Source organism: Pseudomonas sp. S2_F07 (assembly GCF_054668325.1).
In genome coordinates this window covers 4719655-4740324 of record NZ_CP162758.1, presented here as the reverse complement: position 1 = coordinate 4740324, position 20670 = coordinate 4719655, and the positions used below count along the sequence as shown (strand labels likewise).

General features: G+C 58.0%; 17 protein-coding genes, 3 tRNA genes and 1 pseudogene. 1 reads left to right on the top strand and 20 read right to left on the bottom strand.

Going from position 1 to position 20670, the window contains the following annotated elements; translation table 11 throughout:
- Window positions 1-18 precede the first annotated feature (18 nt).
- The 17 genes and pseudogenes from AB4O40_RS21455 to rlmE form a co-directional block, all read right to left on the bottom strand.
- Window positions 19-324 (bottom strand): DUF6388 family protein, encoded by a 306-nt coding sequence (locus AB4O40_RS21455; protein ID WP_056728247.1) that lies wholly within the window; start codon window positions 322-324, stop codon window positions 19-21.
- A 133-nt stretch (window positions 325-457) separates the two neighbouring features.
- Window positions 458-533, bottom strand: a tRNA-Thr gene (locus AB4O40_RS21450).
- Between the two features lie 138 nt (window positions 534-671).
- A complete protein-coding gene (gene pnp, locus AB4O40_RS21445) occupies window positions 672-2777 on the bottom strand; it encodes a polyribonucleotide nucleotidyltransferase (RefSeq protein WP_007915263.1) in 2106 nt (701 codons plus the stop codon).
- Window positions 2778-2983: 206 nt separating this feature from the next.
- Entirely contained in the window at window positions 2984-3253 is a 270-nt protein-coding gene (gene rpsO, locus AB4O40_RS21440; RefSeq protein ID WP_015093441.1) for a 30S ribosomal protein S15, read from the bottom strand.
- A gap of 143 nt (window positions 3254-3396) precedes the next feature.
- Entirely contained in the window at window positions 3397-4314 is a 918-nt protein-coding gene (gene truB, locus AB4O40_RS21435; protein ID WP_056728245.1) for a tRNA pseudouridine(55) synthase TruB, read from the bottom strand.
- Window positions 4315-4317: 3 nt separating this feature from the next.
- The gene (gene rbfA / locus AB4O40_RS21430) at window positions 4318-4719 is read right to left on the bottom strand and encodes a 30S ribosome-binding factor RbfA (protein WP_007973108.1); all 402 of its coding nucleotides are present in this window, start codon (window positions 4717-4719) and stop codon (window positions 4318-4320) included.
- A gap of 159 nt (window positions 4720-4878) precedes the next feature.
- Window positions 4879-7404: a translation initiation factor IF-2 gene (gene infB / locus AB4O40_RS21425; RefSeq protein ID WP_056728243.1), complete on the bottom strand. Its 2526-nt coding sequence runs from the start codon at window positions 7402-7404 to the stop codon at window positions 4879-4881.
- 27 nt (window positions 7405-7431) lie between these two features.
- Window positions 7432-8913 (bottom strand): transcription termination factor NusA, encoded by a 1482-nt coding sequence (gene nusA, locus AB4O40_RS21420; RefSeq protein WP_007900474.1) that lies wholly within the window; start codon window positions 8911-8913, stop codon window positions 7432-7434.
- 59 nt (window positions 8914-8972) lie between these two features.
- The gene (rimP, locus tag AB4O40_RS21415) at window positions 8973-9431 is read right to left on the bottom strand and encodes a ribosome maturation factor RimP (RefSeq protein WP_007915250.1); all 459 of its coding nucleotides are present in this window, start codon (window positions 9429-9431) and stop codon (window positions 8973-8975) included.
- Between the two features lie 138 nt (window positions 9432-9569).
- Window positions 9570-9646, bottom strand: a tRNA-Met gene (locus AB4O40_RS21410).
- A gap of 97 nt (window positions 9647-9743) precedes the next feature.
- Window positions 9744-9829: transfer RNA gene (locus tag AB4O40_RS21405), tRNA-Leu, on the bottom strand.
- A gap of 22 nt (window positions 9830-9851) precedes the next feature.
- On the bottom strand, window positions 9852-10235 hold the full coding sequence (gene secG / locus AB4O40_RS21400) for a preprotein translocase subunit SecG (RefSeq protein ID WP_017336473.1): 384 nt from the start codon (window positions 10233-10235) through the stop codon (window positions 9852-9854).
- A 4-nt stretch (window positions 10236-10239) separates the two neighbouring features.
- Window positions 10240-10995, bottom strand: a complete 756-nt coding sequence (gene tpiA / locus AB4O40_RS21395; protein WP_460053454.1) for a triose-phosphate isomerase — start codon at window positions 10993-10995, stop codon at window positions 10240-10242.
- A gap of 66 nt (window positions 10996-11061) precedes the next feature.
- Window positions 11062-12399 carry a phosphoglucosamine mutase gene (gene glmM, locus AB4O40_RS21390; protein ID WP_056728239.1) on the bottom strand — a complete coding sequence of 446 codons (1338 nt, stop codon included), beginning with the start codon at window positions 12397-12399 and terminating at the stop codon, window positions 11062-11064.
- Window positions 12400-12415: 16 nt separating this feature from the next.
- Window positions 12416-13268, bottom strand: a pseudogene (folP, locus tag AB4O40_RS21385) (dihydropteroate synthase).
- Between the two features lie 8 nt (window positions 13269-13276).
- Entirely contained in the window at window positions 13277-15187 is a 1911-nt protein-coding gene (ftsH, locus tag AB4O40_RS21380; RefSeq protein ID WP_056728235.1) for an ATP-dependent zinc metalloprotease FtsH, read from the bottom strand.
- Between the two features lie 199 nt (window positions 15188-15386).
- Window positions 15387-16019: a 23S rRNA (uridine(2552)-2'-O)-methyltransferase RlmE gene (gene rlmE / locus AB4O40_RS21375; protein ID WP_056728233.1), complete on the bottom strand. Its 633-nt coding sequence runs from the start codon at window positions 16017-16019 to the stop codon at window positions 15387-15389.
- A 105-nt stretch (window positions 16020-16124) separates the two neighbouring features.
- Here rlmE and AB4O40_RS21370 point away from each other — a divergent pair, with 105 nt between their 5' ends.
- Window positions 16125-16433, top strand: coding sequence for a YhbY family RNA-binding protein (locus AB4O40_RS21370; protein WP_007942889.1), 309 nt, complete (start codon window positions 16125-16127; stop codon window positions 16431-16433).
- Between the two features lie 9 nt (window positions 16434-16442).
- On the opposite strand, the gene AB4O40_RS21365 is transcribed toward AB4O40_RS21370, so the two are convergent.
- Genes AB4O40_RS21365 through carB form a run of 3 tightly spaced genes read right to left on the bottom strand, consistent with a single transcriptional unit; the run spans window position 16443 to window position 20576 of the window.
- Window positions 16443-16847 carry a hypothetical protein gene (locus AB4O40_RS21365; RefSeq protein WP_056728230.1) on the bottom strand — a complete coding sequence of 135 codons (405 nt, stop codon included), beginning with the start codon at window positions 16845-16847 and terminating at the stop codon, window positions 16443-16445.
- A gap of 28 nt (window positions 16848-16875) precedes the next feature.
- Complete coding sequence (greA, locus tag AB4O40_RS21360) at window positions 16876-17352, bottom strand: transcription elongation factor GreA (RefSeq protein WP_056728592.1); 477 nt, start codon at window positions 17350-17352, stop codon at window positions 16876-16878.
- Between the two features lie 2 nt (window positions 17353-17354).
- Complete coding sequence (gene carB / locus AB4O40_RS21355; protein ID WP_056728228.1) at window positions 17355-20576, bottom strand: carbamoyl-phosphate synthase large subunit; 3222 nt, start codon at window positions 20574-20576, stop codon at window positions 17355-17357.
- Window positions 20577-20670: the final 94 nt, after the last annotated feature.

Genomic DNA, 20670 nt, shown 5'->3' with positions numbered 1-20670 from the left:
CAAGGCTGGCGTTTTTTGTCAGACCACCAGATTGTTCATCTCGCAGTACTCTTCCCACTCGACGCCCAACACCTCGGCCGCTTCTTTGTGCAGCTTCAGGCGTTCTGCTTCGTATTCTTCCGGCGTTGAGGTGTACTTGAGCGTCAGCTCCCACGGCTGCAGGCCCTGGGCTTCCGCCTCGTCCTCGAAAGCCCATTGAATCTGGTCTTTCTGATCATCGGGACTCAGGTCCTTGATCTCCTCCATCAGATCCGGCACATCCAGCACGTACTTTTTCAGTGCTTCTTCGTGTCGGGCTTCTTGGGTCAATTCTTTTATTGTCATGGCGTTCTCGTTGATCTGGGGAATGGAAGATGGATCTGGATCATCAAGGATCTCTCTGACGCAAAAAAACCGTATCAAGCATGGTTTTTCTGGCCTTCAGAACCATTCGGGATCATCTGAAAACAAGTGTTGCTGGTGCCCGAGACAGGAATCGAACCTGCGACCTTCGCGTTACGAGTGCGCTGCTCTACCGGCTGAGCTACACGGGCGGTGGGCTAAACCTAGCACTGACTTCAGGGGCAGGCAACTTCCGGAACGTCTCAATTTCCTGCAGACAAAAAAATGCCCCACAGCTTTCACTGCGGGGCATTTTTTATAACGTTGAAGCGGTCAGGCGTGAGGCGTGATTAAACGCCCGAAGCCTTGGCTGCCGCCACGTCTTTGATGGACAGCTTGATACGGCCGCGGTTGTCCACGTCCAGTACCAGTACTTCCACTTCCTGGCCTTCTTTGAGGATGTCGGTCACTTTCTCAACGCGAGCATCGCTCAGCATGGAGATGTGAACCAGACCGTCCTTGCCCGGCAGGATGTTGACGAATGCGCCGAAGTCGACGATGCGCTCAACCTTACCGACATAGATCTTGCCGATCTCGGCTTCAGCGGTGATGCCCAGAACGCGCTGACGAGCAGCTTCCGCCGCTTCCTTGGTTTCGCCGAAGATCTTGATCGAACCGTCGTCTTCGATGTCGATCGAAGCCTTGGTTTCCTCACAGATCGCACGAATGGTCGCGCCGCCTTTACCGATGACATCACGGATTTTGTCGGTGTCGATCTTCATCGCGATCATGGTCGGAGCGTTGGCCGACAATTCGGTACGCGACTGGCCAATGATCTGGTTCATCTGGCCGAGGATGTTCAGGCGCGCTTCCAGGGCTTGGCCCAGAGCGATTTCCATGATCTCTTCGGTGATGCCCTTGATCTTGATGTCCATCTGCAGCGCGGTGACGCCTTTGGCGGTACCCGCTACCTTGAAGTCCATGTCGCCCAGGTGGTCTTCGTCACCCAGGATGTCGGTCAGGACGGCGAATTTCTCGCCTTCTTTAACCAGACCCATGGCGATACCGGCAACCGGCGCCTTCATTGGCACACCAGCGTCCATCAGGGCCAGGGAAGCGCCACAAACGGAAGCCATCGAGCTCGAACCGTTGGATTCGGTGATTTCCGACACAACACGGATGGTGTACGGGAACACGTCAGCGGCAGGCAGCATGGCCGACACCGAACGACGGGCCAGACGGCCGTGACCGATTTCGCGACGACCAGCACCACCCATGCGACCACACTCGCCTACCGAGAACGGAGGGAAGTTGTAGTGCAGCATGAACGGGTCTTTTTTCTCGCCTTCCAGGGTGTCCAGCAGTTGTGCGTCACGGGCAGTACCCAGTGTTGCAACGACCAGAGCCTGGGTTTCGCCACGAGTGAACAGAGCCGAACCGTGGGTTTTTGGCAGAACACCGACTTCGATGTTCAACGGACGTACGGTCTTGGTGTCGCGACCGTCGATACGTGGCTTGCCGTTAACGATGTTTTCGCGAACGGTGCGGTATTCGATTTCGCCGAAAGCCGCTTTGACTTCGCTGGAAGAAGGCTGGCCTTCTTCACCGGACAGCTTGGCAACGACCTGGTCCTTCAACTCGCCCAGGCGAGCGTAACGGTCGGCCTTGACGGTGATGGTGTAGGCCTGGGAGATCGCTTCGCCGAACTCGGCACGGATAGCGCCCAGCAGTTCGGTGGCTTCTGGCGCAGGTGCCCAGGTCCAGGTCGGCTTGGCAGCTTCAGCGGCCAGTTCCTTGACGGCGTTGATCACAACCTGGAACTCGTCGTGAGCAAACAGTACCGCGCCCAGCATCTGGTCTTCGGTCAGCTCTTTGGCTTCCGATTCAACCATCAGCACGGCGTCCGAAGTACCGGCAACGACCATGTCCAGGCTCGAGGCAGCCTGTTGCTCGTAGGTCGGGTTCAGCAGGTAGCCGGTGCTTTCGTGGAAGGCAACGCGGGCAGCGCCGATCGGGCCATCGAAAGGAATGCCGGAGATTGCCAGAGCAGCCGAGGTACCGATCATCGCAGCGATGTCCGGATCGGTCTTCTTGCTGGTGGAAACGACGGTGCAGACAACCTGCACTTCGTTCATGAAGCCTTCGGGGAACAGCGGACGGATCGGACGGTCGATCAGTCGGGAAGTCAGGGTTTCTTTCTCGGAAGGACGGCCTTCGCGCTTGAAGAAACCGCCAGGGATCTTACCGGCAGCGTAAGTCTTTTCCTGGTAGTGAACAGACAGAGGGAAGAAGCCCTTGCCTGGATCGGCTTGTTTTGCACCGACTACGGTCACCAATACGCTGACGTCGTCGTCAACGGTGACCAATACTGCGCCGGAGGCCTGACGGGCGATACGGCCAGTCTCGAGGGTAACGGTCGACTGACCGAACTGGAATTTTTTGATTACCGGGTTCACGGTGTCCTACCTTCTTTGTGGCTCTTGGGGGAACTGGTTTCTTGCGAAATTCTTGGGCAATGTCGGGAATCGGCCCGACCGGTTTGTCCAGGTGCTACTCAGGCAAAGCAGGTATCCAGATAAAACTTGAGGCTGGGAGCCTGCCATGCGCCAACGGGAAACCCGCTGGTGCACGACAGACAACCAACCTCTAGCGCAATCGCTTATTAGCGACGCAGACCCAGGCGACCGATCAGAGTCTGATAGCGACCCAGATCCTTGCCTTTCAGGTAGTCCAGCAGCTTACGACGCTGGTTAACCATGCGGATCAGACCACGACGGGAGTGGTGGTCTTTACCGTTGGCCTTGAAGTGACCTTGCAGTTTGTTGATGTTGGCGGTCAGCAGTGCAACTTGCACTTCTGGCGAACCGGTGTCACCAACAGCTTGCTGGTAGTCAGCTACGATTTGAGCTTTTTCTTGAACGTCGAGAGCCATGAGGCAATCCTTTTATCAGGAAACTGTTTGTCGAAAAACAGTTTCAACAGGCCAGGGACAAATCCCTGTATCTAAAAATGAGTAGTGACCGTGCCTGTTGACAGCCACCCTCGCCAGCCTGCTGTTACACAGACTGGTTTCGGTCATTCTGACCGAATCAGTCGACGCGGCGCGATGCGCCCGTCTTCGCTCACTTCACCGATACCGATGAAGCGACCATTGTGATCCTGTACCCGCACCATGCCGAACTTCGGAGCATCCGGGGCACGTACCGGCTGGCCGTTGAGCCAGTAGAACGCACTCGCTTCCGAGAACTGCAACAGTGGCCAATCCAGCAGGCCGCTGTCCGATGGCATCAGGAAGCGATCGACCGCTTCGTTGCCGCCTTCGGCATGTACCGCTTCCAGCTCTTCGAGGGTAACCGTCTGCGCCAGGGTGAATGGCCCGGCCTGGGTACGTCGCAGTTCTGCAACGTAAGCGCCACAACCGAGTTGCTCACCGATATCCTCCACCAGGGTGCGGATATAGGTGCCTTTAGTGCAATCCACCGCCAGCCGCGCAGTATCACCTTCGAAGGCCAGTAATTCCAAGCGCGTAATAGTAACAGAACGCGGTTCGCGCTCCACTACTTCGCCTGCACGAGCCAGCTTGTACAGCGGCTGGCCATCACGCTTGAGCGCCGAGTACATCGGCGGTATCTGACTGATTTGCCCACGAAATTTCGGCAGTACAGCCTCGATATCGGGGCGACCAACGGTCACCGGGCGTTCCTGCAAAACTTCACCCTCGGCATCCGCCGTGGTGGTGGTCTTGCCCAGTTGCGCCAGGGTTTCATAACCCTTGTCGGAGTCGAGCAGGTATTGTGAGAACTTGGTGGCCTCGCCAAAGCACAGCGGCAACACGCCGGTGGCCAAGGGATCGAGACTGCCGGTATGACCTGCCTTTTCGGCGTTCAGCAACCAGCGAACTTTCTGCAAGGCCGCGTTGGAGGTGAACCCCAGCGGCTTGTCGAGAAGGATAATGCCGCTGACGTTACGACGGATACGTTTGACCTGAGCCACCGATTACTCCTTGGTGTCTTCGGCTTCTGCCGCAACCGGATGCTGATTGTCTTCAGCCACTGCGCGCTCGATCAATGCCGACAGATGCGCACCACGCACGACGCTTTCGTCGTAGTGGAAGTGCAGCTGTGGAACGCTGCGCAGTTTCATCTCGCGAGCCAGCTGCATACGCAGGAAACCGGCGGCGGAGTTGAGCACCTTGATGCTTTGTGCAATTTCTTCGGCGCTGTCCTGCCCCATCACGGTGATGAAGATCTTGGCGTGACCGACGTCACGGCTGACTTCCACTGCGGTAATGGTGACCAGGCCGACGCGCGGGTCTTTGACTTCACGACGGATCAGTTGTGCAAGCTCGCGCTGCATCTGATCGCCGATGCGTTGGGTACGGCTATATTCTTTTGCCATGTCTTGTTACCTGTTACTGCCCCACGGTGAAACCCGTGAGGTCTGAAAGCGGCAAACGCCCGGCCTGACAAAAGCCAGACCGGGCGTTGCGTTTAGAGTCCTGGTGACGAGCTGCGCATTTGCATGCGACGACCCGTCACGGCTCCTGAAGTGCGCGAATTAGAGGCTGCGAGCAACCTGCACCTTCTCGAAGACTTCGATCTTGTCACCGACCTTGACGTCGTTGTAGCTCTTCACGCCGATACCGCATTCCATGCCGGCACGTACTTCGGAAGCGTCATCCTTGAAGCGGCGCAGGGATTCCAGCTCGCCTTCGAAGATAACGATGTCTTCACGCAGTACACGGATCGGACGGTTACGGTGCACAACACCTTCGATAACCATGCAACCGGCGATCGCGCCAAACTTCGGCGAACGGAACACGTCACGCACTTCGGCGATACCCAGGATATTCTCGCGAACATCGCTGCCGAGCATACCGGTCAGGGCTTTCTTGACGTCTTCGATGATGTCGTAGATCACGTTGTAGTAACGCATATCCAGACCTTCCTGCTCGACGATCTTGCGCGCGCCGGCATCGGCACGCACGTTGAAGCCGAACAGTACAGCGTTGGAGGCCAGTGCCAGGTTGGCGTCGGATTCGGTGATACCACCGACACCGCCACCCACTACACGCACTTGCACTTCGTCGTTACCCAGGCCGTTCAAGGCACCGTTCAACGCTTCCAGCGAACCACGGACGTCGGATTTGAGGACGATGTTGAGCGTCTTCTTCTCTTCCTGACCCATGTTTTCGAAGATGTTTTCCAGCTTGCCGGCGTGAGCACGGGCCAGCTTGACTTCGCGGAACTTGCCTTGACGGAACAGAGCCACTTCACGGGCTTTCTTCTCGTCGGCAACCACGCTCATCTCGTCGCCAGCATCCGGGGTACCGTCCAGGCCGAGGATCTCGACAGGGATGGCCGGACCGGCTTCCTTGATTGGCTTGCCGTTCTCGTCGAGCATGGCACGTACACGGCCATAGTTCGAACCGACCAGGACCATGTCGCCTTGGCGCAGGGTACCGTCTTGAACCAGAACGGTAGCCACCGGGCCACGGCCCTTGTCCAGACGGGACTCAACCACAACGCCACGGCCAGGAGCCGAAGGAGTTGCAGTCAGTTCCAGAACTTCGGCTTGCAGCAATACGGCTTCGAGCAGTTCGTCGACACCAGTACCCATCTTCGCCGAGACCGGTACGAACGGAGTGTCACCACCCCACTCTTCCGACGTCACGCCGTGAACCGACAGTTCGCTACGGATGCGATCGAGGTCAGCACCTGGCTTGTCGATCTTGTTCACTGCAACAACCAGTGGCACACCAGCCGCTACCGCGTGCTGGACAGCTTCAATGGTCTGCGGCATCACGCCGTCGTCCGCTGCAACCACCAGGATCACGATGTCGGTCGCCTTGGCACCACGGGCACGCATTGCGGTAAACGCAGCGTGACCAGGGGTGTCGAGGAACGTCACCATGCCACGGTCGGTTTCAACGTGGTATGCGCCGATGTGCTGGGTGATACCACCGGCTTCGCCAGCAGCAACCTTGGCACGACGGATGTAGTCGAGCAGGGAAGTCTTACCGTGGTCAACGTGGCCCATTACGGTCACGACTGGTGCACGGGAAACTGCCTCGCCTTCAAACTTCAGGGACTCGGCCAGGGAGTCTTCCAGGGCGGTGTCGCTGACCAGGGTCACTTTGTGGCCCAGTTCTTCGGCAACCAACTGGGCAGTTTCCTGATCCAGTACCTGGTTGATGGTCGCTGGAGTACCCAGTTTGAACATGAACTTGATGATTTCAGCAGCCTTCACCGACATCTGCTGGGCGAGATCGCCAACAGTGATGGTTTCGCCGATCTTCACTTCGCGCACGACAGGGCCGGTAGGGCTCTGGAAACCGTGGGCGTTGCGCTTCTTCAGCTTGGCCTTGCCGCGACCACCACGACGGAAGCTATCGCTTTCTTCGTCGGTAGTACGTGGGGCAACACGTGGAGCCGGAGCCTTTTCCTTGACCGAAGCACGATGCGGAGCGTTTTTGCGCTCGCCATCGCCGCTACCGCGACGATTGCTGTCGTCGGCACGTGGCTTGTCCGGACGGCGCTGTTCGTCACGCTTGCGGGTATCGGCCGCAGGCGCTGGAGCAGCCGCCACAACCGGTGCGCTTTCGCGAACTGGCTCGGCCACCGCAGCAGGCGCTGCAACAGGTACGGCTTGAGCGGTCGACGCAGCAGCAGGCTGGCGACGCGCTTCTTCTTCGGCGCGACGCTTGGCTTCTTCTTCAGCCTTCTGACGAGCAGCATTTTCTACTGCGCGACGTTCATCCAGTTCACGCTTGCGCTCGGCTTCGATTTCTTCCGGGCTGCGCTGTACGAAGACCTTCTTCTTGCGTACTTCAACGCTGATGCTCTTGCTGCCAGCAACACGCAGGGTGCTGGTGGTTTTACGCTGCAGCGTAATCTTGCGTGGTTCTTCCACTTTCGCCTTGTGGCTGCTTTTCAAGTGAGTCAGCAACGATTGCTTCTCACTGTCAGTCACATGTTCTTCGGCGGCGGTGTGCGGCAGACCTGCCTCACGCATCTGCTGCAACAGGCGCTCTACCGGTGTTTTGACCTCATCGGCCAGTTGTTTCACCGTGACTTGCGTCATGCACTTCTCTCCTCAGGCCGCGCCTAATTACTCGAACCAGTGGGCTCGGGCGGCCATGATCAACTTGCCGGCACGATCATCGTCAATGCCGTCGATGTCGAGCAGGTCGTCAATAGACTGCTCGGCCAGGTCTTCGCGGGTAATTACGCCGCGCACCGCCAGTTCCATCGCCAAATCCTTGTCCATACCCTCAAGCGAGAGCAGGTCTTCGGCCGGATGGGCGTCTGCCAGCTTTTCCTCAGTAGCGATGGCTTTGGTCAACAAACGATCCTTGGCACGAGCGCGAAGCTCGTTGACGGTTTCTTCGTCAAAGCCGTCGATGTTGAGCATTTCTTCCAACGGTACGTAGGCAATCTCTTCCAGGCTGGTGAAGCCTTCATCTACCAGCACCTGTGCCAGGTCTTCGTCGACTTCCAGCTCGTCGATGAAGTTGCGCAGGATGTCGCCGGTTTCTGCTTGCTGCTTAGCCTGGATGTCCGATTCGGTCATCACGTTCAGGGTCCAGCCAGTCAACTGGCTGGCCAGACGCACGTTCTGACCACCGCGACCGATGGCCTGAGCCAGATTGTCTGCGCCAACGGCGATGTCCATTGCATGGGCATCTTCGTCAACGATAATTGCCGCCACTTCAGCCGGCGACATTGCATTGATCACGAACTGAGCCGGGTTATCGTCCCACAGGACGATGTCCACACGCTCACCGCCCAACTCGCCGGACACTGCCTGGACGCGCGAACCGCGCATACCGATGCAAGCGCCTTGCGGATCAATGCGTTTGTCCTTGGAGCGGACCGCGATCTTGGCGCGCGAACCCGGGTCGCGGGACGCAGCCATTACTTCGATCAGGCCTTCGGCGATTTCCGGCACTTCGATGCGGAACAACTCGATCAGCATTTCCGGCGCGGTACGCGACAGGATCAGCTGCGGGCCGCGGTTCTCGGTGCGGATTTCCTTGAGCAGCGCACGCAGACGCACGCCAACCCGGAAAGTTTCGCGAGAAATGATGTCTTCACGGGCCAGCAACGCTTCAGCGTTGTTGCCCAGATCAACGATCACGTTGTCGCGGGTGACTTTTTTCACGGTGCCGGAGATGATTTCACCCAGGCGCTCGCGGTAAGCGTCAACAACCTGAGCGCGCTCGGCTTCGCGAACTTTCTGCACGATGACCTGCTTGGCAGTCTGTGCAGCGATGCGGCCGAACTCGATAGACTCGATCTTCTCTTCTACGACGTCACCGACCTTGGCACCAGGATGCGTTTCGGCAACCTTGCTCGGCCAGGTTTCGATGGCCGGATCGTCCAGGTCTGCTTCTTCGACGACCGTCCAGCGACGGAATGTCTCGTATGCACCCGTGTGGCGGTTGATTTCCACACGCAGATCAACTTCGTCTTCGAAACGCTTCTTGGTAGCAGTGGCCAGGGCCAGCTCCAGCGCTTCAAAAATCACGTTTGCCGGTACGCCCTTTTCATTGGATACCGACTCAACAACCAGCAGTACTTCTTTGCTCATCGTACGCCTCGCCTTTCGCAAGCCATTGGATCCGCGGGATCCGCAGTATCTGGCACGCCTCAGTCAAAACTGGGAATAATGTTGGCCTTGTCGATCATATCGATCGGCAACAGGAACTCATGGTCATCTACCTGCACCACGACATCCTGCTCTTCTACGCCGCGCAGAAGGCCCTGAAAGTTGCGTCGTCCTTCAAAAGGCGAGCGCAGCTTGATCTTCACTTGTTCACCGGCAAATTTTGCAAACTGCTCAAGAGTGAACAGAGGGCGTTCCATGCCAGGCGAGGAAACTTCAAGGGTGTACTCAACGGAGATTGGATCTTCAACATCCAGCACACCGCTGATCTGACGGCTGACGATGGCGCAATCGTCCACCAGCACGCCGCCTTCTTTATCGATATAAACGCGCAACATCGAGTGACGACCCTGAGCCGAAAACTCGATACCCCAGCATTCATAGCCTAGGGCCACGACCACCGGGGCCAGCAAGGCCTGCAACTCTTCTAGCTTGCTCGACACCTGAACCCCCTAGTGCATGTATGTGCATGCTATGCAAAATAAAAAAATGGGCGAAACGCCCATCCTTGAAACGCCGTCGAACAGCGGCGTTGAAAGTGTCCAGCTAACAAAAAGCCCCTTAAAAGGGGCTCCTTAAACTGGTTGCGGGGGCCGGATTTGAACCGACGACCTTCGGGTTATGAGCCCGACGAGCTACCAGACTGCTCCACCCCGCGACAAAGCTGGGGCGGAAGTATACGACCGATCCCCTACAGGGTCAATGTAACCTTCCACCTGCAAGAAAGCCCGCAACAGCGGGCTCTCCTGACTAATTGGTACCGAGAAGGGGACTCGAACCCCTACACCCTATGGGCACAACCACCTCAAGGTTGCGTGTCTACCAATTCCACCACCTCGGCAATACTACGTTTGAAACCCTTCTTACTTCTGCTCTTGAGCTGGAGGCACGTCAGTCGCTGGAGTAGCCGACTTTTGCTCTTGAAGCACCGGGACATCATCAGAAGCCGGTTGTTGCTTTGGAACTTCCAGTACCGCTGGATTTGGGAGACCTACTTGAGTCAGCTGGTGAGCCTTCTCTTTAGCAAAGTAACCTAACCCCAAGCTGGTTATGAAAAAACCTGCGGCAAGTATAGCAGTAAACTTACTAAGAAAGGTAGAGGAACCTTGGCTTCCGAACACAGTATTTGAAGCACCTGCTCCGAAAGACGCGCCAGCATCCGCACCTTTACCCTGCTGCAGCAAAACCAGAGCTACTACGCCCAATGCACCCAGCAGATGAAAAACGACTACGACTGTTTCCAGCATTTTTTCAGTTTCCCGCGGCGCGACAGATCGCACCGAACTCATCTGCATTCAGGGAAGCCCCACCAATGAGACCCCCATCGATATCCGGCATGCCGAACAGTTCGACCGCATTGGCCGCCTTCACGCTGCCGCCGTATAGAAGCCGCACACCTTGTGCGACTTCAAAATTCTCTGCCGCCAACTGGGCGCGAATGGCTGCATGCACATCCTGCGCCTGTTGTGGCGTTGCAGTCAGCCCGGTGCCAATGGCCCAGACCGGCTCGTAAGCGATCACTGCCTTGGCAAAGACACCAACACCCAGCTCCTCGATGATACTGCCCAGCTGACGCGAGACAACCTCAAGAGTTTTTCCGGCTTCACGCTGCTCAAGGGTCTCCCCTATGCACAACACCGGAATCAAGCCACATGCCTGTGCCGCTGCGAACTTGCGGATCAGCACTGCGTCCTGCTCGCCCATGATCTGGCGGCGTTCGGAGTGCCCGACAAGTACCAGGGAACAACCTGCATCCACCAACTGACTCGGTGCAACTTCACCGGTCAACGCACCTTGTCCGGATTCCACCGCAGAATTCTGCGCACCGACCGAAATCGACTTTCCTTCCAGGCCATCAATCACTTGATTGATATGCAGCAAAGGCGGGAATACCGCGACATCAACACTGCTCGGCAACGCCAAGTCACGAAGGCCGTTGATCAGCTCAGCGACGCTGGCGCGGGTACCGTGCATCTTCCAGTTACCAGCTACCATAGGGCGACGCATGCTGTACCTCGTCGGTCAAAGTGGGCGCAGATGTTACCCAACACAATCATGGCTGGCAAGCCGAATTCAGGCAGAAACTTCAGTAACCAGTTTTGCCAGCTCTTCGGCATAGCCACGAACCTGCGTTTCGTCTTCGCCTTCGACCATCACACGCACCAGCGGTTCGGTTCCTGACTTGCGCAACAGCACACGCCCGCGACCCGCCATGGCCTTGGTCACCCGCTCGCTGGCTTCCTTGACCGACGGATGATCAAGAGGGCTTGCGCCGCCACCGAATCGCACATTGATCAACACCTGAGGGCACTTGCGCAGCGCCTGCCGGGATTGCGCCAGACTTTCGTCACGCGATCGCAGCGCCATCAACACCTGAAGCGCCGCAATGATTGCATCACCGGTGGTGGTGTGACTGAAGCACACGATGTGCCCGGAGTTTTCACCACCCACGATCCAGTTGCGCTCCAGCAGCTCGGCAATGACATAGCGGTCACCGACGTTGGCACGCACCAATGGAATACCCAGGTCAGCCAGGGCCAGCTCCAGCCCCAGGTTACTCATCAAGGTTCCGACCACGCCGCCTTGAAGCTTGTCGCGCTCATGCAGGTCACGGGCAATGATGAACAGCAGCTCATCACCATCCACCACCGCACCGGTGTGATCGACCATCTGGACGCGGTCACCGTCGCCATCGAAAGCAATGCCCAGATCGGCCTTCTCAGCCACGACGGCAGCCTGCAGCGGCCCCATATGGGTCGAACCGCAATTGTCGTTGATGTTCAATCCATTGGGTTGCGCCGACAGCACGACGACTTCAGCGCCCAACTCGCGGAACACGCTCGGCGCCACTTTGTAGGTCGCGCCGTGAGCGCAGTCGATGACGATCTTCAGGCCCGTGAAGCTGGTGCCGGTCGGCACGCTGCTCTTGCAGAACTCGATATAGCGCCCCGACGCATCGTTGATTCGCGAAACCTTGCCGATCTTGCTCGACTCAACCACGGTCATCGGCGTATCGAGCAACTCTTCGATCATCAGTTCGACTTCATCCGGGAGCTTGGTGCCCTTGCCGGAGAAGAACTTGATGCCATTATCATCATGCGGATTGTGCGACGCACTGATGACGATGCCTGCCTCGGCATGAAAAGTACGCGTCAGATAGGCGATTGCCGGAGTCGGCATAGGCCCCAGCAGCATCACATCGGCACCTGCCGACGTCAGCCCTGCTTCAAGCGCCGACTCAAACATGTAGCCGGAAATTCGAGTGTCCTTGCCGACCAGCACCTTGCAGGCGCCCATCTTGCGGAAAGCCATGCCAGCAGCCCAGCCGAGCTTGAGCATGAAATCAGGGGTAATCGGGTATTGACCAACACGTCCACGAATACCATCGGTGCCAAAATATTTTTTGCTCATAAGTGCTCCATCATTCTTATTCGGCTGATTCCACTGCGGCGATCATCCGCACCACATCCACTGTTTCGGCTACATCATGGACGCGCAATATACGCGCACCTTTCGCCAAAGCCAGCGCCGCGAGCGCCAAACCGCCATACAGTCGGCCCCCCACCGGACGACTCAACGCCTGACCAATCATGCTCTTTCGAGAAACCCCGACCAACAGGGGCCGCCCCAAGGCATGCAAGGCCTCCATATGTTTGAACAAGCTTAGATTGTGCTGCAAGGTTTTAGCGAAGCCAAAGCCGGGGTCAAGAATGACCCGCTCAGCGGGAATACCCACCAATGAACACTGATGCATGCGCTCGGCGAGAAACTCTCCGACCTCCCTTGTAACGTCCTGATACTGCGGATTGTCCTGCATATCGCCCGGCTCGCCCAGCATGTGCATCAGACAAACCGGAAGCCCGGTGGCTGCCGCTGCATCCAGAGCACCATCACGACGCAACGAACGTACGTCATTGATCAACCCGGCCCCCAGGCGCGCAGCTTCACGCATGACGGCTGGCGTTGAGGTATCGACCGATATGATCACATCCAGCTCGCGACTGATGCGCTCGACGATGGGGGCTACGCGCTCCAGCTCTTCGAGTGGCGATACGACCCCTGGCACCGGGACGGGTGGACTCGCCACCGACATCGATCAGCGTCGCGCCGGCCGCCACCATGGCTTCGGCGTGGCGCATGGCCGCGTCGAGCTGGCTATATTGGCCGCCATCGGAGAAAGAATCAGGAGTGACATTGAGAATACCCATGACATGCGTCTGGGCCAAATCAAGAACCCGGTTGCCGCAAGGCAACCGGGTCGAGGACTGAACAGAAGTCATTTCAAACCTTATACGTCAGCAGCAGGACCACCGATCGGTGTTTCCGGACGCTCATCCTGCACCGCCGGCGGGGTACCGGAAGTGCCCGTGCCACCCGACCAGTCGCGCGGCTCGCGAGGCGAACGACCCGCCATGATGTCGTCGATCTGCTCGGCATCGATGGTTTCGTACTTCATCAAGGCATCGGCCATCGCATCGAGCTTGTCACGGTTGTCCGTGAGAATCTGCTTCGCCGTGCCGTAGCACTGATCGATGATGCTGCGCACTTCGGAGTCGATCAGCTTGGCTGTCTCACCAGAGAAGCTTGCACCCTGACCGCCACCGCCGCGACCGAGGAACACTTCACCCTCTTCTTCGGCGTACATCAACGGACCGAGTTTTTCCGAAAGCCCCCACTTGGTCACCATGTTCCGCGCAATCTGGCTGGCGCGCATGATGTCGTTGGAGGCACCGGTGGTCACGCCGTCGAAGCCCAGGGTCATTTCTTCAGCGATACGACCGCCGTACAGCGAGCAGATCTGGCTGATCAGTGCGCGCTTGGACAGGCTGTAGCGGTCTTCTTCCGGCAGGAACATGGTCACACCCAGCGCACGACCGCGCGGGATGATCGACACCTTGTACACCGGATCGTGCTCAGGCACGACACGACCCACGATGGCGTGGCCCGCTTCGTGATAAGCCGTGTTCTGTTTTTCTTTCTCGGACATGACCATGGATTTGCGCTCGGCACCCATCATGATCTTGTCTTTCGCCAGTTCGAACTCTTTCATTTCGACGATGCGCTTGCCGGCACGGGCAGCGAACAACGACGCCTCGTTCACCAGGTTGGCCAGATCAGCACCGGAGAAGCCTGGAGTACCACGAGCGATCACGGCCGGGGCAACGTCGTCACCCATCGGCACTTTGCGCATGTGAACCTTGAGAATCTGTTCGCGACCACGGATGTCCGGCAGACCGACCACAACCTGTCGGTCGAAACGGCCCGGACGCAGCAACGCAGGGTCCAGTACATCAGGACGGTTGGTCGCGGCAATCACGATGATGCCGTCATTCATCTCAAAGCCGTCCATCTCAACCAGCAACTGGTTGAGCGTTTGCTCGCGCTCGTCATGACCACCACCCATGCCAGCACCACGATGGCGACCAACGGCGTCGATCTCGTCGATGAAGATGATGCATGGAGCGTGCTTCTTGGCCTGTTCGAACATATCGCGAACACGGCTGGCACCAACACCGACGAACATTTCGACGAAGTCGGAACCGGAGATGGTGAAGAACGGTACTTTGGCTTCGCCAGCGATGGCCTTGGCCAGCAAGGTTTTACCAGTACCCGGTGGACCGACCATCAGCACACCGCGAGGAATGCGGCCACCCAGGCGCTGGAACTTGCCCGGATCACGCAGGAACTCGACAAGCTCGCCGACTTCTTCCTTGGCTTCGTCGCAACCGGCGACGTCAGCCAGGGTCGTTTTCACCTGATCTTCCGAGAGCAGGCGCGCCTTGCTTTTACCGAAGCTCATCGGCCCGCCCTTGCCACCGGCACCGCCCTGCATCTGCCGCATGAAGAACATGAATACGGCGATGATCACGAGGATAGGGAAGCTGGCGACCAGAAGCTGAGTCCAGATGGATTGCTGTTCAGGCTGCTTGCCTTCGACTACGACGTGGTTATCCACCAGGTCACCGATCAGGCCGTTGTCCTGGATCGCGGGACGAATGGTCTTGAAGCTGTCGCCATCGTTGCGCTTGCCTGTAATCACGTAGCCATCAACCGCCACGCGCTCGACCTTGCCATCCTTGACCTGCTGGATGAAGTCGGAATAGTTGAGGGTCTGCGGCTCGTTAGGGCTGGAGAAGTTGTTCATCACCGTCACCAGGACAGCCGCGATGATCAACCACAGGATCAGATTCTTTGCCATATCGTTCAATTAACTACCCTCTGAAGCAAGCTCCGCTACTGACGCGCGCTTCGCATGATATTCACCGGCCTAACTTACTACATTACCTACAACTTGGCAGGCGCCGTCTGTAACCCTTTGTGAAACACTTCCTACACAATATTCGCTAATTCTGACAAGGCGTAATACAAAAAACCTATCACCCTGATCGAAAATTCACTCAACCTTCACTGCGCCCGCGGAAACCGCGACCCAGCAGGTACTGCTCGCGAGAACGGTCGCGCGACGAGGTCGGCTTGCGCATCTGCACCTTGTCGAACTGCTGGCGAACGCTCTTGTGGAACTCGTCGAAGCCTTCGCCCTGGAAGATCTTGATCAAAAAATCACCACCGGGCTTGAGCACCCGAGTCGAAAGATCCAGTGCCAATTCGCACAGGAACATCGCTCGTGGCATGTCTACGGCCGGTAATCCACTCATATTGGGGGCCATATCGGAAATCACAAGGTCTACTTCCTTATTTCCGACGGCATCGAGGATCTGGGCCAGCACGGCGTCCTCGGTAAAGTCGCCCTGAATGAAGGTCACGTCCGGGATGCTGTCCATTTCCAGAATGTCAGAAGCGATCAGCGTACCCTGCCCGCCAATCAGACGACTGGTCACCTGGGACCACCCACCGGGAGCCGCACCAAGGTCAATTACGCTCATGCCCGGACGGATCAGACGATCCTTTTCCTGGATCTCCAGCAATTTGTAGCTGGCGCGGGAACGGTACCCGTCTTTTTGTGCCATTTTGACGAATGGGTCGTTGAAATGTTCTTTCAGCCAGTTAAGGCTTGTCTTGGAACGGGCCACGGGATACCTCGGAAATAAAACGGGTCGTGATTAACTGGGCGGTCCCGGACTCGCTCGGGTAAACTGGCCGCCGCTTTTTACAAGATCAGACGCAGGGGTCAGATTATGCCGCTCACTCAAGAGCAGAAGAAACAGTACAAATCCATTGGCCACCATCTGAAACCAGTATTGATTGTGGCAGACAATGGTTTGACTGAAGGTGTGTTAGCCGAACTCGAACGCGCATTGGCGGATCACGAGCTGATCAAGATCAAGCTCAACATCCTCGATCGCGAATCGCGCCTGGCGTCCATTGCAGAGCTCTGCAAGGTCGGCAAAGCGGATCTGGTCCAGGTCATCGGCAAGATGGCACTGATCTACCGCAAGAACTTCAGCGTCAACAAGCAGCTGTCGAACGTCCATCGCTTCAAGTGATGACAAGGGTCAAGGGTGTGCTTCGCGCACCCTGCCACTCCATCCCGGCACCGGCTGCAACACCAGCACCAGCCCGGAAAAGCCCAGGACAAGATAGCTGAACGCCTGCCAACGCAGCGCATCCGGCCAGCCGAAACGCACCGCGAAGTACATCGCGCACGCACACAGCGCCATCAACAGCAGTTGCCCGCGAATATCCCGCCATAGACTGGCACGGCCCTCGGCCTTAACCAGCACCAAAGCCTGAAAAATCACACACGCCGTAGCGAATCCCACTACCAGCGTATTGAGCATGCCTGCGATTTCGTCGATCAGCAGCGGCGCCAGGCCAATTCGCCCCAGCACCGGCAACAGACCGATTTGCAACAGCCACAGGCCGCCGACCCACAACATCTGGGTCAGTTGCCAAAGCATGGCGCCCGCATGAAACGGGCGCCGGCTTTCAGATGTGGCGAACTTCGACAATCTCGTACTCGATAACGCCACTTGGCGTTTTCACCGCAACCACATCGCCCTCTTCCTTGCCGATCAAGGCACGAGCCAGGGGCGAGCCGACCGAAATCTTGCCAAGTTTGAAGTCAGCTTCATCCTCACCCACGATGTGGTAAGTGACGCTTTCATCAGTCTCGACGTTGGCGATTTCGACGGTGGTACCGAAGATAACCTTGCCAGTGTGAGGAATGGTCGTGACATCAATGATGACCTGATTCTGAATCCGGCCCTCGATGTCACGAATGCGCGCCTCGACCATACCCTGCTGCTCACGGGCAGCGTGGTATTCGGCGTTTTCCTTCAAGTCACCCAACTCGCGGGCCGTACCGATATCCTGGCTGAGCTTCGGACGAACGACCTTGGTCAGGTGAGTGTGCTCTTCTTCCAGGGCGCGAGCGCCCTGAACGGTCATTGGGTACTTCGTTATGCTCATGCCTTCAATCCTGCGTGTAGATCCTGCAAGCGGCGCACGGTCTTCTCGGGACCGAATTTCAGCGCTTCACAGATGGCTTCGCCAGCAGCAATGGTGGTGGTGCAGTAAATCTTGTGCTGCAAGGCATTACGACGAATGGAGTACGAATCAGCGATCGACTGACGACCTTCGGTGGTGTTGATGATCAGCGTGACTTCGTCATTCTTGATCATGTCGACCACATGCGGACGACCTTCGGTCACCTTGTTCACACGGCGCACTTTCAGGCCTGCCGCCTCGATCAGCTTGGCAGTACCGGCAGTGGCAACCACTTCGAAGCCCAAGTTGATCAGATCACGGGCCACGCCCGCAACCAGCGGCTTGTCGTCGTCACGTACGCTGATGAACGCAGTACCGCCGGTCGGCAGCACTTCGCTGGCACCCATCTGGGCCTTGGCGAACGCTTCACCGAAGGTGTCGCCCACGCCCATCACTTCACCGGTGGACTTCATCTCCGGGCCGAGGATCGGGTCAACGCCAGGGAATTTGGCGAACGGGAACACCGCCTCTTTCACGCTGTAGAAGTTCGGGATGATTTCCTTGGTGAAGCCGATTTCCTTCAAGGTCTTACCGGCCATGACGCGAGCCGCGATCATTGCCAGGGAAACACCGATGCACTTGGAAACGAACGGCACCGTACGGGAAGCACGCGGGTTGACTTCGATGACATAGATGTCGTCGCCTTGCAGCGCCAACTGAACGTTCATCAGGCCGATTACGCCCAGTTCCAGGGCCATTTTCTTGACCTGGTCACGCATCTCGTCCTGGATGTGCGCTGGCAGCGAGTACGGCGGCAGCGAGCACGCGGAGTCACCGGAGTGAACACCAGCCTGCTCGATGTGCTGCATGATCGCGCCGATCACAACGTCTTTGCCGTCGCAGACCGCATCCACGTCCATCTCGATGGCGCAGTTGAGGAAGTGGTCCAGCAGCACCGGGCTGTCGTTGGACACTTGCACCGCTTCGCGCAGGTAGCGCTTGAGTTCTTCTTCTTCGTAGACGATTTCCATCGCACGACCGCCCAGTACATAGGACGGGCGCACCACCAGCGGGTAACCGATCTTGCTGGCGGCACGAATCGCTTCGTCTTCGCTGCGCACGGTGGCGTTTGGCGGCTGACGCAGGTTCAGGCGCTGGACCATCTGCTGGAAGCGCTCACGGTCTTCGGCACGGTCGATGGCGTCAGGGCTGGTACCGATGATCGGCACGCCGGCGGCTTCCAGGGCGCGAGCCAGCTTCAGTGGAGTCTGGCCGCCGTACTGGACGATCACGCCTTTCGGCTTCTCGACGCGAACGATTTCCAGCACGTCTTCCAGGGTCACTGGCTCGAAGTACAGGCGATCGGAAGTGTCATAGTCGGTGGAAACGGTTTCCGGGTTGCAGTTGACCATGATGGTCTCGTAGCCGTCATCGCGCAGGGCCAGTGCCGCGTGTACGCAGCAGTAGTCGAACTCGATGCCCTGGCCGATACGGTTCGGACCGCCACCCAGGATCATGATCTTGTCGCGACCCGATGGCGCCGCTTCGCACTCTTCCTCGTACGTCGAGTAGAGGTAGGCAGTATCGGTGGCGAACTCGGCGGCGCAGGTGTCGACGCGCTTGTAGACCGGGAAGATTTCCAGCTTGTGACGGTGAGCGCGCAGGCTCTTCTCGGTCACCCCCAGCAATTTGGCCAGGCGCATATCGGAGAAGCCTTTGCGCTTGAGGCGGAACATCAGATCGCGGTCGATGCTGGTCAGACCCAGGGTCTTGACCTTCTCTTCTTCCTTGATCAGGTCTTCCATCTGCACCAGGAACCAAGGGTCGATCATGGTCATGCCGAAGATGTCTTCGACGGTCATGCCGGCGCGCATGGCGTCCGCCACGTACCAGATACGCTCGGCACCCGGCACGGTCAGCTCGCGCTTGAGTACGCTCATGCTTTCCGGGTTGGCCAGATCAACCTTCTCGTCCAGGCCGCAAACGCCCACTTCCAGGCCACGCAGGGCTTTCTGCAGGGATTCCTGGAAGGTACGGCCGATGGCCATGACTTCACCCACCGACTTCATCTGGGTGGTCAGGCGCGCGTCAGCCTTGGCGAACTTCTCGAAAGCGAAGCGTGGCAACTTGGTGACGACGTAGTCGATGGACGGTTCGAAGGACGCCGGGGTCTTGCCGCCGGTGATGTCGTTCGACAGCTCGTCGAGGGTGTAACCCACAGCCAGCTTGGCCGCGACCTTGGCGATCGGGAAGCCGGTGGCCTTCGAAGCCAGGGCCGAAGAACGCGATACTCGCGGGTTCATCTCGATCACGACCATGCGGCCGGTGTTCGGGCAGATACCGAACTGAACGTTGGAACCGCCGGTTTCCACGCCGATCTCGCGCAGTACCGCCAGGGAGGCGTTACGCAGGATCTGGTATTCCTTGTCGGTCAGGGTCTGTGCAGGAGCCACGGTGATCGAGTCACCGGTGTGCACGCCCATCGGGTCGAAGTTTTCGATGGAGCAGACGATGATGCAGTTGTCCTTCTTATCGCGGACAACCTCCATCTCGTATTCTTTCCAGCCGATCAGCGATTCGTCGATCAGCAGCTCTTTGGTCGGCGACAGGTCCAGACCACGGGCGCAGATTTCTTCGAACTCTTCACGGTTGTAAGCGATACCGCCACCGGTGCCGCCCATGGTGAAGGACGGACGGATGATGCACGGGAAGCCGAGCTTCTCGAGGACCGCATTGGCCTCTTCCATGCTGTGGGCGATACCGGAACGCGGGCACGCCAGGCCGATGGACTTCATCGCCTTGTCGAAACGCGAACGGTCTTCAGCCTTGTCGATGGTGTCGGCGTTGGCACCGATCATCTCTACGCCGAACTTCTCCAGAACGCCTTCGCGCTCCAGGTCCAGGGCGCAGTTCAGAGCGGTCTGGCCACCCATGGTCGGCAGCAGCGCGTCCGGACGCTCTTTCTCGATGATCTTGGCAACGGTCTGCCACTTGATCGGCTCGATGTAGGTGGCGTCGGCCATGGCCGGGTCGGTCATGATGGTGGCCGGGTTGGAGTTCACCAGGATGACGCGGTAACCCTCTTCGCGCAGGGCTTTGCAGGCCTGGGCGCCGGAGTAGTCGAATTCGCAGGCCTGGCCGATCACGATCGGGCCAGCGCCGAGAATCAGGATGCTTTTAATGTCTGTACGTTTTGGCATGGGTTTGTCACTCAAATCCGCAGGTCAGTCGGCAAGCCGTCTTGTTCAATCTCTGAAGCCTTGAGGGGGCCGCCGGTACGGGGCCACCCTCAAG

Bases quoted from the DNA above. Each gene is read 5' to 3' on its own strand.
- infB (WP_056728243.1), bottom strand. From the start codon at position 7,404: ATGACGCAAGTCACGGTGAAACAACTGGCCGATGAGGTCAAAACACCG.
- AB4O40_RS21370 (WP_007942889.1), top strand. From the start codon at position 16,125: ATGCCGCTCACTCAAGAGCAGAAGAAACAGTACAAATCCATTGGCCAC.
- AB4O40_RS21455 (WP_056728247.1), bottom strand. From the start codon at position 324: ATGACAATAAAAGAATTGACCCAAGAAGCCCGACACGAAGAAGCACTG.
- nusA (WP_007900474.1), bottom strand. From the start codon at position 8,913: ATGAGCAAAGAAGTACTGCTGGTTGTTGAGTCGGTATCCAATGAAAAG.
- secG (WP_017336473.1), bottom strand. From the start codon at position 10,235: ATGCTGGAAACAGTCGTAGTCGTTTTTCATCTGCTGGGTGCATTGGGC.
- ftsH (WP_056728235.1), bottom strand. From the start codon at position 15,187: ATGGCAAAGAATCTGATCCTGTGGTTGATCATCGCGGCTGTCCTGGTG.
- rpsO (WP_015093441.1), bottom strand. From the start codon at position 3,253: ATGGCTCTCGACGTTCAAGAAAAAGCTCAAATCGTAGCTGACTACCAG.
- tpiA (WP_460053454.1), bottom strand. From the start codon at position 10,995: ATGCGTCGCCCTATGGTAGCTGGTAACTGGAAGATGCACGGTACCCGC.
- carB (WP_056728228.1), bottom strand. From the start codon at position 20,576: ATGCCAAAACGTACAGACATTAAAAGCATCCTGATTCTCGGCGCTGGC.
- AB4O40_RS21365 (WP_056728230.1), bottom strand. From the start codon at position 16,847: ATGCTTTGGCAACTGACCCAGATGTTGTGGGTCGGCGGCCTGTGGCTG.
- rbfA (WP_007973108.1), bottom strand. From the start codon at position 4,719: ATGGCAAAAGAATATAGCCGTACCCAACGCATCGGCGATCAGATGCAG.
- glmM (WP_056728239.1), bottom strand. From the start codon at position 12,399: ATGAGCAAAAAATATTTTGGCACCGATGGTATTCGTGGACGTGTTGGT.